Origin of the sequence: Azospirillum isscasi (assembly GCF_030849505.1) — a bacterium.
GTDB classification, from domain to species: domain Bacteria; phylum Pseudomonadota; class Alphaproteobacteria; order Azospirillales; family Azospirillaceae; genus Azospirillum; species Azospirillum isscasi.
In genome coordinates this window covers 1-12424 of record NZ_JAUJFI010000037.1, presented here as the reverse complement: position 1 = coordinate 12424, position 12424 = coordinate 1, and the positions used below count along the sequence as shown (strand labels likewise).

12 protein-coding genes are annotated in these 12424 nt (G+C 67.9%); 11 read left to right on the top strand and 1 reads right to left on the bottom strand.

Features of this window, described 5'->3' with window-relative positions; genetic code table 11:
- Positions 1 to 49: 49 nt before the first annotated feature.
- The 11 genes from nifU (at position 50) to QSG27_RS10115 (ending at position 11489) form a co-directional block, all read left to right on the top strand.
- The gene (nifU, locus tag QSG27_RS10165) at positions 50 to 973 is read left to right on the top strand and encodes a Fe-S cluster assembly protein NifU (RefSeq protein ID WP_306705726.1); all 924 of its coding nucleotides are present in this window, start codon (positions 50 to 52) and stop codon (positions 971 to 973) included.
- A 4-nt stretch (positions 974 to 977) separates the two neighbouring features.
- Positions 978 to 2180, top strand: a complete 1203-nt coding sequence (nifS, locus tag QSG27_RS10160) for a cysteine desulfurase NifS (protein ID WP_306705725.1) — start codon at positions 978 to 980, stop codon at positions 2178 to 2180.
- A 236-nt stretch (positions 2181 to 2416) separates the two neighbouring features.
- Complete coding sequence (gene nifV, locus QSG27_RS10155) at positions 2417 to 3562, top strand: homocitrate synthase (protein WP_306705722.1); 1146 nt, start codon at positions 2417 to 2419, stop codon at positions 3560 to 3562.
- 13 nt (positions 3563 to 3575) lie between these two features.
- Entirely contained in the window at positions 3576 to 4421 is an 846-nt protein-coding gene (cysE, locus tag QSG27_RS10150) for a serine O-acetyltransferase (RefSeq protein WP_306705720.1), read from the top strand.
- Positions 4422 to 4438: 17 nt separating this feature from the next.
- On the top strand, positions 4439 to 4762 hold the full coding sequence (nifW, locus tag QSG27_RS10145) for a nitrogenase-stabilizing/protective protein NifW (protein WP_306705718.1): 324 nt from the start codon (positions 4439 to 4441) through the stop codon (positions 4760 to 4762).
- 366 nt (positions 4763 to 5128) lie between these two features.
- Complete coding sequence (locus tag QSG27_RS10140; RefSeq protein WP_306705716.1) at positions 5129 to 5995, top strand: electron transfer flavoprotein subunit beta/FixA family protein; 867 nt, start codon at positions 5129 to 5131, stop codon at positions 5993 to 5995.
- 39 nt (positions 5996 to 6034) lie between these two features.
- Positions 6035 to 7114 (top strand): electron transfer flavoprotein subunit alpha/FixB family protein, encoded by a 1080-nt coding sequence (locus QSG27_RS10135; protein WP_306705714.1) that lies wholly within the window; start codon positions 6035 to 6037, stop codon positions 7112 to 7114.
- Positions 7115 to 7143: 29 nt separating this feature from the next.
- Positions 7144 to 8445 (top strand): FAD-dependent oxidoreductase, encoded by a 1302-nt coding sequence (locus QSG27_RS10130; RefSeq protein WP_306705713.1) that lies wholly within the window; start codon positions 7144 to 7146, stop codon positions 8443 to 8445.
- The gene (locus QSG27_RS10125) at positions 8442 to 8735 is read left to right on the top strand and encodes a ferredoxin family protein (RefSeq protein WP_306705711.1); all 294 of its coding nucleotides are present in this window, start codon (positions 8442 to 8444) and stop codon (positions 8733 to 8735) included. The genes QSG27_RS10130 and QSG27_RS10125 overlap by 4 nt, the downstream gene beginning before the upstream one ends.
- 231 nt (positions 8736 to 8966) lie before the next feature.
- Positions 8967 to 9266 (top strand): hypothetical protein, encoded by a 300-nt coding sequence (locus QSG27_RS10120; RefSeq protein ID WP_306705709.1) that lies wholly within the window; start codon positions 8967 to 8969, stop codon positions 9264 to 9266.
- Positions 9267 to 9497: 231 nt separating this feature from the next.
- Positions 9498 to 11489: a methyl-accepting chemotaxis protein gene (locus QSG27_RS10115; RefSeq protein WP_306705706.1), complete on the top strand. Its 1992-nt coding sequence runs from the start codon at positions 9498 to 9500 to the stop codon at positions 11487 to 11489.
- 49 nt (positions 11490 to 11538) lie between these two features.
- On the opposite strand, the gene QSG27_RS10110 is transcribed toward QSG27_RS10115, so the two are convergent.
- Positions 11539 to 12424, bottom strand: an 886-nt coding sequence (locus tag QSG27_RS10110; protein ID WP_306705704.1) for a response regulator, incomplete at its 5' end; no start/stop codon positions are given.

Below are 12424 nucleotides of genomic sequence, written 5' to 3'. Positions count from 1 at the left end.
CCCCAACCCGATCACTTCGGGCCCGGTAACGCGGGAAAGGCAAGGCGTCATGTGGAACTACACCGACAAGGTCAAGGAACACTTCTTCAACCCGAAGAACGCCGGCGCGCTGGACGAGGCGAACGCCGTGGGCGAGGTCGGGTCGATCACCTGCGGTGACGCCCTGAAGCTGATGATGAAGGTCAATCCCGACAGCCAGGTCATCGAGGACGCGAAGTTCCAGACCTTCGGCTGCGGCTCGGCCATCGCGTCCTCGTCGGCGCTGACGGAGATGATCATCGGCAAGACGGTGGACGAGGCTCTGGCCGTCACCAACCGCGACATCGCCGAGTATCTGGGCGGCCTGCCTCCGGAGAAGATGCACTGTTCGGTCATGGGCGCCGAGGCGCTCCGCGCCGCCATCGCCAACTTCAAGGGCGAGGAGTGGGTGGACGACCACGAGGAAGGCGAACTGGTCTGCAAGTGCTTCGGCATCGACGCGGCGATGATCGAGCGCGCGGTGACCGTCAACAACCTGACCACGCTGGAAGAGGTCACCCACTACACCAAGGCCGGCGGGTCCTGCCAGACCTGCCACGAGAAGATCGAGGAGGTGCTGGAGGCCGTGCTCGCCAAGACCGGCGCGCTGGCCCCGCCCAAGGCCCATGCCCCCGGCACGGTCGGGCTGGACGCCATCAAGCCGCTGGCCCCGAAGGCCGAGGCCCCGGCGGCTCCGGCCAAGCTGACCAACGTGCAGCGCATGCAGAAGATCATGGTCGCCATCGAGGAGCTGCGCCCGCAGATCCAGCGCGACGGCGGCGACGTGGAGCTGGTGGACATCGACGGCAAGGACATCTACGTCCGGCTGACCGGCGCCTGCTCCGGCTGTTCGCAGTCCGCCGGCACCATGATGGGCGTGCAGGCCAAGCTGGTCGAGGCGCTGGGCGAGTTCGTCCGCGTCAAGCCCGCCTCCCTCCTGCCGGCGGGAGCGTGACGCCATGACCCAAGGCATCTACCTCGACAACAACGCCACCACCCGCGTCGATCCGGAAGTGCTGGCGGAGATGCTGCCCCTGTTCACCGAGCAGTTCGGCAACCCCTCCTCCATGCACGCCTTCGGCGCCGCGGTGGGCGGCAAGATCGAATGGGCGCGCAAGCAGGTGCAGGCGCTGCTGGGCGCCGCCCACGACAGCGAGATCGTCTTCACCTCCGGCGGCACGGAGAGCGACAACACCGCCATCCTGTCCACGCTGGAGGCCTATCCGAAGAAAAAGAGCATCGTCACCAGCGTGGTCGAGCATCCCGCCGTTCTGGCGCTGTGCGACTATCTGGAGAAGAAGCGCGGCTACACCGTTCACCGCATCGCCGTGGACGGCCAGGGCAACCTGGATCTCGACGCCTACAAGGCGGCCCTGTCGCCCGACGTCGCCATCGTCTCGATCATGTGGGCGAACAACGAGACCGGGACGATCTTCCCGATCGAGGAGCTGGCCCAGCTCGCCAAGGCGGCGGGAGCGGTGTTCCACACCGACGCGGTGCAGGCGGTCGGCAAGATCCCGATGAAGCTCGCCGACAGCGCGGTGGACATGCTGTCGCTGTCCGGCCACAAGCTGCACGCCCCCAAGGGCATCGGCGCGCTCTACGTCAAGCGCGGCCTGCGCTTCCGCCCGATGCTGCGCGGCGGCCACCAGGAGCGCTCGCGCCGCGCCGGCACGGAGAACGCGCCGGGCATCGTCGGGCTGGGGGCGGCGGCGCAGCTCGCGCTGCTGCACATGACCGACGAGAACACGCGGGTGAAGGCGCTGCGCGACAAGCTGGAGCAGGCCATCCTGGCCGCCGTCCCGAACTGCTTCGTCACCGGCAACCCGGCCAACCGCCTGCCCAACACCTGCAACGTCGCCTTCGAGTACATCGAGGGCGAGGCGATCCTCCTGCTGCTGAACGAGGCCGGCATCGCCGCCTCGTCGGGGTCGGCCTGCACCTCCGGGTCGCTGGAGCCGAGCCACGTGATGCGGGCCATGGGCGTGCCCTACACCGCCGCCCACGGCGCCACCCGCTTCTCCCTGTCGCGCGAAACGACGGAGGAGGAGATCGAGCGGGTGATCGCGGTGGTTCCCGGCATCATCGCGAAGCTGCGCTCGCTGTCGCCTTACTGGTCGCAGGCGGGCGCTCCGAAGGAGTTCGCGCCAGTCTATTCGTAAGAGCTTTTATTCGTAACACCGAGATCGCAGGCCGGGCCGGTCCCGCGCCCTGGCAACCCGCCCGACGACACCCGCCGGGACGCGGTTCCCCGGCCCGGTCTGCGACACACCTCCTGGCCCCGTTGACCCCACCCTCCCCACTTCGTGGGTCCCCTCCCTCCCCCCGCTTCGCAGGGGAGGGTTAGGGAGGGGGCAAGACCCGCCGCTGATTAAGTCCCAATTGAGGATGTGACCGAATGCCGAAGGCCGGTTCCACCATCATCAACGACACGACGCTGCGCGACGGGGAGCAGACGGCGGGGGTGGCCTTCACGCTCGACGAGAAGATCGCCATCGCCCGCGCGCTCGACGAGGCCGGCGTGCCGGAGCTTGAGATCGGCATCCCCGCCATGGGTCCGGAGGAGCGTGAGGGCATCCGCGCCGTGGCCGCGCTGGGGCTGAAGGCCCGGCTGATGGTCTGGTGCCGCATGCACGACACCGACCTGAAGGCGGCGCTCGACTGCAAGGTCGGCTTCGTCAACCTGTCGATGCCCGTCTCCGACATCCACATCACCAGGAAGCTGAAGCGCAGCCGCGCCTGGGCCCTGTCGGAAATCGAACGCAAGGTCAAGACGGCCCGCGACCACGGGCTGGAGGTCAGCCTGGGCGGCGAGGATTCCTCGCGCGCCGACATGGATTTCCTGATCGCCGCCGCGACGGTGGCGCAGGAGGCCGGCGCCCGCCGCTTCCGCTTCGCCGACACGCTGGGCGTGCTCGACCCCTTCCAGACGCGCGCCTGCATCGAACGGCTGCGCCGGGCCACCGACCTGGAGATCGAGATCCACGCCCACGACGATCTCGGCCTCGCCAACGCCAATTCGCTGGCCGCGGTGCTGGGCGGGGCGACCCACGTCAACACCACCGTCAACGGCCTGGGCGAGCGCGCCGGCAACGCCCCGCTGGAGGAGGTGGTGGTGTCGCTGAAGGTGCTCTACGGGCTGGACAGCGGGGTGGACACCCGCGCGCTGGGGGCGATCTCCGACCTCGTGGAGCGCGCCTCCAACCGTCCCGTGGCGGTCAACAAGTCCATCGTCGGCGACGCGGTCTTCACGCACGAGGCCGGAATCCATGTGGACGGGCTGCTGCGCGACCGCGCCACCTACCAGAATTTCGACCCCGCCGAGGTGGGGCGCGAGCATCGCATCGTGCTGGGCAAACATTCCGGCACGGCGGGCGTGAAGATGGCCTACGGCCAGCTCGGCATCGCCTGCGACGACGCCACCGCCCAGGCGGTGCTGCCGCGGGTACGGGCGCTCGCCACCCGCGCCAAGCGCGCCCCGACCGCGGAGGAGTTGGTCGCCTTCCACGACGACGCCACGCGCTGGAGCTGCGCCCCCTCGTGATCCGGAGGACCCCATGGCCGCGATCGACGCCCACCCGGACCTCGCCGTGAACGAGACCAGCCTCTGGCGGCTCCTGCGCGAGGATGTCGCCTGCGTCTTCGACCGCGACCCGGCGGCGCGCAACGTCCTCGACGTGCTGACCTGCTACCCCGGCATCCACGCGCTGGTCATCCACCGGCTGTCCAACGCCGCGTGGCGGCGGGGCCTGCGCTGGCCGGCGCGCTTCCTGTCCTATCTGGCCCGCGCGCTGACCAACATCGACATCCACCCCGGGGCCACCATCGGCCGCCGCTTCTTCATCGACCATGGGGCCGGCGTCGTCATCGGCGAGACGGCGGAGGTCGGCGACGATGTGACGCTCTATCACGGCGTCACGCTGGGCGGCACCTCCTGGACCAAAGGCAAGCGCCACCCGACGCTGGGCGACGGCGTGCTGGTCGGGTCCGGCGCCAAGATCCTGGGGCCGATCACCGTGGGCGCCAACTGCCGCGTCGGCGCCAACTCGGTGGTGACCAAGGACGTGCCGGACGGCATGACGGTGGTCGGCATCCCGGGCCGCGTCGTCCGCCCGGACACCCAGCGCCGTCTGGCGGCCCACGGCATCGACCTGGACCACCACCTGATGCCCGACCCGGTGGGCAAGGCCATCGCCTGCCTGATCGACCACATCAACCGCATCGAGGCCCGGCTGGAGGCCCACGCGGCGGAGGACGCCGCGCGTCCCGCCCCGCTCGACGCCATCCGGCTGGACGACCTGCCGCTCGACGGCATCGCCTGCCGGAGCTGCGGCAACCTGTGCGACCAGGACGCCTGCGCAAACCACGACACCGGCACACGCGCCGATCACTACGTCATCTGAACGGAAAGGACCCCGCCATGAGCTTCAAGGACGATCTGGAGGATCTGGAAACCGCGGAGGACTTCCTGCGTTTCCTCGGCGTCACCTACGAGCAGCGCGTGGTGCACGTGAACCGCCTGCACATCCTGCAGCGCTTCCACGACTACCTGTCCGCCGACACCGGGCTGGACTCCCTGGACGACGAGGGTATGGCCGCCCGCTACCACGCCCATCTGGAGCGCGCCTACCAGGACTTCGTGGCGTCCAACGCCATCGCGGAGAAGACCTTCAAGGTCCACAAGGAAGAGGCGCGCCGGATGGCCGACCGCTTCGTCCCGCTGGACGCCCTGCTGCCGGGTTGATCCCCGCCATCCTCCGTTTCCAGAACGGCCTGCGGACCCGCCATCCCGGCGAGCGTCCGCAGGCCGTCTCGTTTTCAGGCCGTCTCGTTTTCAGGCCATGGCCCGGCGGCCGTTGTCGGGTTTGTCCGGTAGGCGACAGAAGCCGGGCGGGCGCGGGCGGACCGGGGCCCGGGACCGGCCATCGGAGCGGCGCCCTGTTGAGAAGCCGACACGCGCGTCCTTTGTCGTTTTTGCGACAATCCCTCAACGCCGGAAAAAATGATTGATATCAGTATCTTACCGCATCCGCACAAAACTGGCACGCCGCTTGCTGGTAAGACCATAGCCACGCCGCGCGACAGGCGGCGGAATGTCAAGGAGACCGGGATGCACATCGTTGTCTGTATCAAACAGGTGCCCGACAGCGCCCAGATCCGCATCCACCCCGTGACGAACACGATCATGCGTCAGGGCGTCCCGGCCATCATCAACCCCTTCGACCTCTTCTCGCTGGAGGAGGCGCTGCGGATCAAGGACAAGGTCGGCGCCCGCGTGACCGTCCTGACCATGGGGCCGCCGATGGCCGAAACCTCGCTTCGCAAGGCGCTGTCGCTGGGCGCCGACGACGCGGTGCTGCTGACCGACCGCAAGTTCGCGGGCTCGGACACGCTGGCCACCTCCTACGCCCTGACGTCGGCGATCAAGAAGCTGTCGGAGGAAGAGACGGTCGATCTGGTCTTCTGCGGCAAGCAGACGGTGGACGGCGACACCGCGCAGGTCGGTCCGGGCATCGCGACCCGGCTGGGCTTCCAGCAGCTCACCTACATCACGAAGATCGAATCGATCGACCAGGGTGCGAAGGAGATCGTCGTGCACCGCCGCTCCGAAGGCGGCGTGCAGGTGCTGAAGACCGCCCTGCCCTGCATGATCACGATGCTGGAGGGCACGAACACCATCCGCTTCGGCAAGATGGACGACATGTTCCGCTCCGCCCGCTACAGCCTGAAGACCTGGAGCAAGGACACCACCGGCGCCGAGGAGACGAAGGTCGGCCTGAAGGGCTCGCCCACCGTCGTGTCGAAGGTCTTCGTGCCGAAGCCGCGCGCCCAGAAGGCCAAGATGATCGAGGCCGAGGCCCCCAGTGCTGAGGCCCCCAGCGCTGAGGCGATGGCCGCCGCCGCGGTCGAGGCCATCCTCGGCGCCCAGCCGAAACTCGCCGACGAGCTGCTCGCCCGCGCCGCCGCCGGGCTGTGACGCGCCGTTCCTGACGAATCCTCCGCCGGAGACATCCCGATGAGCGAACCAAGCAAGCCGCAGGGACGCAAGTTCCAACTGCCCGAGCACCTGAAGGAATACAAGGGCATCTGGGTGATCGTGGAGCAGGAGCGCGGCTCCGTCCATTCCGTGTCGTGGGAGCTGGTGGGCGAGGCCCGCAAGCTCGCCGACAAGCTGGGGGTCGAGGTGGGGGCCGTGGTGCTGGGCGCCGACAGCCCGGACCTGAACGCCATCTGCGCCGACGCATTCACCTATGGCGCGGACGTCGTCTACAAGGTGACCGATCCGGTCCTGGCCGACTACCGCACCGATCCCTACACGCGGGTGATGACCGACGTGGTCAACACTTACAAGCCGGAGATCGTGCTGCTGGGCGCCACCACGCTGGGCCGCGACCTGGCCGGCGCCATCGCCACCACGCTCGCCACCGGCCTGACCGCCGACTGCACCGAGCTGGACATCTACATGGACAACCGGTCGCTGGCGGCCACCCGTCCGACTTTCGGCGGCACGCTGCTGTGCACCATCCAGACGCTGGCCTACCGCCCCCAGATGGCCACGGTGCGCCCGCGCGTGATGTCCATGCCCGACCGCGACGGCAGCCGCACCGGCCGCGTGGTGGAGGTGTTCCCCACGCTCCGCGAGGACGACGTCATCACCAAGGTGCTGAGCTTCATCGCCGACCGCGAGCAGACCGAGGCGCAGCTCGCCTTCGCCGACATCATCGTGGCGGCGGGCAAGGGGCTGGGCAAGCCGGAGAACCTGAAGCTGGTCTTCGACCTCGCCAAGGTTCTGGGCGGCGAGGTCGGGGTGACCCGCCCGCTGGTGCAGGCCGGCTGGACCGGCTTCGACCGTCAGGTCGGGCAGACCGGCAAGACGGTGCGCCCGAAACTGTACATCGCCGCCGGCATCTCCGGCGCCATCCAGCACCGGGTCGGCATGGAGAAGTCCGACCTGATCCTGGCCATCAACACCGACGCCAACGCGCCGATTTTCGACTTCGCCCATCTCGGGCTGGTCGGCGACGCGCTGACCATCCTGCCTGCCCTGACCGACGCCTTCGGCAAGCGCCTCTCGGTCAACCGGCTGGCCGGCTGATTTCCGGACGATAAGGAGCCACAAGGACCATGGTCGAAAAGTTCGACGCCATCGTCATCGGTGCCGGCCCGTCCGGCAACGCGGCGGCCTACACGCTGGCCAAGCAGGGCCTCAGCGTCCTTCAGCTTGAGCGCGGGGAATATCCCGGCGCCAAGAACGTCCAGGGCGGCATCATGTACGCCGCCGAGCTGGAAAAGATCATCCCGGACTTCCGGGAGGATTGCCCGACCGAGCGCCACATCATCGAACAGCGCATCTGGCTGCTCGGCGACGACAACTACATCGGCACCAACTACCGGTCGGACGCCTTCAACAGCGAGACGCCGAACCGCTACACGATCATCCGCGCCAACATCGACAAGTGGTTCTCCGAGAAGATCCGCGAGGCCGGCGGCCTCCAGATCTGCGAGACCACGGTGACGGAGCTGATCCGCGACCCGTCCGGCAAGGTCATCGGCGTGCGCACCGATCGCGAGGGCGGCGAGATCCACGCCGACGTGGTCATCATGGCCGACGGCGTGAACGCCCTGCTGGCCCGCCGCACCGGCTTCCAGCCGGAGCTGGCGCCGCAGAACGTCGCGCTGGCGGTCAAGGAGATCCTGTTCATCGATCCCGAGCTGATCCAGCAGCGCTTCGGCCTGAAGGACGACGAGGGCGTGGTCATCGAGATCATGGGCAAGGTGACCAAGGGCATGGTCGGCACGGCGTTCCTCTACACCAACAAGGAATCGCTGACGATCGGCATCGGTTGCCTGATCTCCGACTTCAAGCAGGGCGCCATCCCGCCCTACAAGATGCTGGAGGACCTGAAGAACCACCCCGTCATCAAGCCGCTGATCGAAGGGGCGGAGATGAAGGAATACGCCGCCCACATGATCCCCGAGGGCGGCTACAAGGCGGTTCCGCAGCTCTACGGCGACGGTTGGATGGTGGTCGGCGACGCCGCCCACTTCAACAACGCCGCCCACCGCGAGGGCTCCAACCTCGCCATGGCGTCGGGCCGCATGGCGGCGGAGACGGTGATCGAGCTGAAGCAGGCCGGCAAGTCCTTCAACGCCGCCAACCTCGCCGCCTACAAGAAGAAACTGGACGACAGCTTCATCATGAAGGACCTGAAGAAGTACCGGAACCTGCCGGGCATCATGCACGAGAACAAGCAGTTCTTCGGCGCCTATCCCGACACGCTGACCGCCGCCGCCCACAACTGGTTCACCGTGGACAGCGTGGACAAGAAGACGAAGGAGAAGGAGATCATGAAGTCCTTCGTCAAGAAGCGGTCGGTCCTGGGGCTGGTCGGCGACGCAATCAAGCTGGTGAGGGCCGTGCGATGAGCATCATGGTCAAGATCGAAGAGAAACTGTACCAGAACCGCTACATCGTGGACGAGAGCCGTCCGCACATCCAGATCCGCAACGACGCGGTCTGCAAGTCCTGCGAGTCCCAGGCCTGCACCGTCTGCTGCCCGGCGGCCTGCTACACCAAGAACGAGACCGGCAGCGTGACGCTGGCCACCGACGGCTGCCTGGAATGCGGCACCTGCCGCGTGGTCTGCCAGGACAAGGAAAATATTCAGTGGGACTACCCGCGCGGCGGTTACGGCATCAGTTATAAGTTCGGTTGAGGAACGCACCGGCGGGCCTACGGCCTTCGCCGCCGGCGTGCCGGTCGTCTCCCTCTCCTATCCGCCATGACTAGAACCCCTTTCCGCTCTGCGGAAAGGGGTTTCTTCGCGCCGCGCCGCCCCCCGGAACGATCTTCCGCATATCCGCCCCTGCCTTTCGGACAGGTGCAGAAGCGCCGGAAACCTCACATATCCGTTGCATCGACGCTTGCGGAACGAGGGAGACGGGAAATGCAGCTTCGTGTCTGCTTCGAGAACATGGAAACGGTCAACGTCAACGACCCGGCCATGATGCGGCATTACGCGGAAAGCTATCTGTCCGATTTCCGGCCCGAATGGGCGGGTTTCATCATGCTTCCCCACGATGAAACCCGGCGCGCCACCATGGAACCGGCCTGGCAGATGCTGATCCGCAACGCCACGCCCGAGACGGAGCGGCGTCTGGTGGATTATGTCCGGGGCAATCCCATGGCTGCCTATCATGTCCATATCTATCGCCGCGACCATGGGAACGAGACGAAGGTTCACTGAAACCTTTTGTTGCTGCGGCGAAACGACGCTGCAAAAGAAATAAGCAAGACGCTGCAAAAGAAATAAGCAAAAGGAACGATCAAAGGCCGCCATGCATTTCCGCGTCTATGATATCGTATGACGGAATGTCGAAAGCGGCCTTTTCTCTTTCTTTACGAATTCAAATTCAGTATTCCGCTCCCAGACGATCAAGAAAAGGCGGGGACAAGAACACCCCGCGGGGAGCATTTCATGCGACTCACTATTAAATCCATCCTGCTTGCAGTCCTCGGCCTGCTGGGGGCTCTGCTGGGGCTCAGCGATCTGGTCGGGCTGCGCGCGCTCAACGTCGCGAACGACGGTCTGCGCTCCGTCCACGACGAACGCGTGCTACCGTTGCGCGATCTGAAGATCATCTCGGACGCCTACGCCGTCTTCGTCGTCGATGCCTCGCACAAGGCCCGCAACGGCAACTTCACCTGGGACGAGAGCCTGTCGTCCGTCCGCAAGGCGAAGGACGACATCCGATCGCGCTGGTCCGCCTACCTCGCCAACAGGCTCAACGCCGAGGAGGCGGCCCTCGCCGCCCAGATCAAGCCGGACATGGCCAAGGCCGACGAAGCGGTCGAGCGGCTGATCGGCATTCTGTCGGCCAAGGATGGCAGCGCGCTCGACGGCTTCGTCCGGAAGGAGCTGTACCAGACCATCGACCCCGTCACCGACCGCATCGGCCTGTTGATCGACCTCCAGGTCCGCATCGCCGGGGAAAACTACGAGGAGGCTCAGGCGACCCATCGCGCCGCCGCCATGACCTCCTGGATCCTGCTGGGAGTCGGCACCGCCATGGCACTTCTCGGCATGGCGGTGGTGGTGCTGCGCGTCGTGCGGCCCGTGGGGGGGCTGACCGAATCCATGCGGCGGATCGCCGGCGGCGATTACGGAGCCGCCGTTCCCGGGGCCGAGGGGCGCGACGAGATCGGCGAGATGGCCCGCGCGGTGGAGGTGTTCAAGGCCAACGGGCTGGAGAACCAGCGCATGCGCGACGAGCAGGAACGCCAGCGCGAGCAGGCGGAGGCCGCCAAGCGCAACGCCCTGGAGAACATGGCCCAGACGGTGGAGCGCGAAACCCGGAACGCCGTGGACCGGGTGGCCGAACAGACCTCGCGCATGGGCTCCAACGCCGAGGCGATGGCCCAGTCGGCGGGCGCCGTGGGGGTGAACAGCCAGTCCGTGGCCGCCGCCGCGGAACAGGCCCTGCGCAACGCCCAGACCGTCGCCGCCGCGTCGGAGGAACTGGCCGCCTCCATCCACGAAATCGGCACCCAGGTCGCCCAGGCCAGCAGCATCACCCGCAGCGCCGTGCAGAAGGGCGATCAGGCGCGCGGCACCATCCAATCCCTGTCCGACGCCGTGCAGAAGATCGGCGACGTCGCCCAGTTGATCCAGAACATCGCCAGCCAGACCAACCTGCTGGCGCTGAACGCCACCATCGAGGCGGCCCGCGCCGGGGAGGCGGGCAAGGGCTTCGCCGTGGTGGCCAGCGAGGTCAAGAGCCTCGCCAACCAGACCGCCAAGGCGACCGAGGACATCGCCGTCCAGATCGCCGGGATCGAGGCGGCGACGGGTGACGCGGTGGCCGCCGTCTCCGCCATCACCGGCAGCATCGCCGAGGTGGATCAGGTGGCCGCCGCCATTGCCGCCGCGATGGAGGAGCAGGGGGCCGCCACCCAGGAAATCAGCCGGAACGTCAACCAGACCGCCGACGCCGCGCGGGAGGTGTCGCACCGCATCGCCGAGGTGTCGGGCGAGGCCAAGGTGACCGGCGACCGCGCCGCCGACGTCCGGGTCTTCGCGGACGAGGTGTCGGGCAGCATCGACGATCTGCGCAACATCCTGGTCCGTGTCGTCCGCACGTCCATGAGCGAGGTGGACCGGCGGCGCGAGACCCGCTACGCGGTCGAACTGCCCGTCCGCGCCGACACGCCCACCGGCAGCCGGACCTGCCGCCTGCAGAACCTGTCGTCCAGCGGCGCGGCGTTGCAGGTCTGGGACGGCGCCATGGCCGGCACGCGCGGCACGCTGCACATCGAGGGCATCGGCGTTCCCCTGCCCTTCAGCGTGGTCTCGGTGGACGCCCACAACTGCCACGTCCATTTCGAATTGCCGGACGAGGCGAAGGCCGGCTTCCAGCGGCGGCTCGACGCATTGGTCCGCGACCGCGGCCTACGGCCCATGGCCGCCTGACGGAACGGTGAGACCGGCGCCGGTTTGCTGAAGCGGACGCCGGTCCGTCTCAGCGAACCGGCGCCATTCCGTGAATGAAGACGGCGGCGCGGCCCAGTTCCGCGTCGGCGCGGGCGACCAGCGCGCCGACCCCGTCCAGGCGCCGGTCCACGCAGGCCAGCTCGATGGCGTCGCTCACCGCGGCCAGATCGCGCGCCCCGACCGTGCGGGAGGACCCCGCCAGCTTGTGAGCCGCCTGCCGCACCGTGTCCCAATCCCCCGCCTCGTGGGCGGCGACCAGCCGGTCGCGGCTGGCGCTGTTGGAGACGATGAACTCCTGCAGCAGTTGCCCGACGAACTCCATGTCCCCGTCGAACAGCGTCGCCAGGACGCCCACATCAATGGGAGGGCCGTCGATTGGCGGCCCATCGGGACCGCTGTCCGCCGCCTCGGAAAGTGAGGGGGGCCCCTCCGGTCCGGGCGCGGCGCCGGACGGCAGATAGCGGTCCAGCATGCGGCGCAACTGGCCGATCTCCAGCGGCTTCGGCACGCTGTCGTCCATCCCCGCGGCCAGACAACGCTGGGCCTCGCCGGCCATGGCGTTGGCGGTGATCGCGACGATGGGCAGGCGGGGACGTCCGCCGGTCTCCTCCTCCGCGCGGATGCGGCGGGCCAGTTCGAAACCGTCCATCTCCGGCATCTGGCAATCGCTCAGCAGCAGCGCGTAATCCCTCTCGCGCCAGAGGGCCAGCGCCTGGGCGCCGTCCTCCGCCATGTCCGCCGTCTGTCCCAACAGGGCGAGCTGCCGCTGGATGACCTGCCGGTTGGTCGGATGGTCCTCGGCGACCAGGATGCGGGGCCGTGGCGCCGCTCCGTCCTCCGGCGCGGCGGGCGCCGCCGCTTCGAGGGACTCCGCACCGCACCGCACCGGTCCGGCCGCCGCCGGCCCGCGGCCC

What these genes read in the sequence shown, in the direction of transcription:
- nifU (WP_306705726.1), top strand. Translation starts at nt 50, where the DNA reads ATGTGGAACTACACCGACAAGGTCAAGGAACACTTCTTCAACCCGAAG.
- nifS (WP_306705725.1), top strand. Translation starts at nt 978, where the DNA reads ATGACCCAAGGCATCTACCTCGACAACAACGCCACCACCCGCGTCGAT.
- nifV (WP_306705722.1), top strand. Translation starts at nt 2,417, where the DNA reads ATGCCGAAGGCCGGTTCCACCATCATCAACGACACGACGCTGCGCGAC.
- cysE (WP_306705720.1), top strand. Translation starts at nt 3,576, where the DNA reads ATGGCCGCGATCGACGCCCACCCGGACCTCGCCGTGAACGAGACCAGC.
- nifW (WP_306705718.1), top strand. Translation starts at nt 4,439, where the DNA reads ATGAGCTTCAAGGACGATCTGGAGGATCTGGAAACCGCGGAGGACTTC.
- QSG27_RS10140 (WP_306705716.1), top strand. Translation starts at nt 5,129, where the DNA reads ATGCACATCGTTGTCTGTATCAAACAGGTGCCCGACAGCGCCCAGATC.
- QSG27_RS10135 (WP_306705714.1), top strand. Translation starts at nt 6,035, where the DNA reads ATGAGCGAACCAAGCAAGCCGCAGGGACGCAAGTTCCAACTGCCCGAG.
- QSG27_RS10130 (WP_306705713.1), top strand. Translation starts at nt 7,144, where the DNA reads ATGGTCGAAAAGTTCGACGCCATCGTCATCGGTGCCGGCCCGTCCGGC.
- QSG27_RS10125 (WP_306705711.1), top strand. Translation starts at nt 8,442, where the DNA reads ATGAGCATCATGGTCAAGATCGAAGAGAAACTGTACCAGAACCGCTAC.
- QSG27_RS10120 (WP_306705709.1), top strand. Translation starts at nt 8,967, where the DNA reads ATGCAGCTTCGTGTCTGCTTCGAGAACATGGAAACGGTCAACGTCAAC.
- QSG27_RS10115 (WP_306705706.1), top strand. Translation starts at nt 9,498, where the DNA reads ATGCGACTCACTATTAAATCCATCCTGCTTGCAGTCCTCGGCCTGCTG.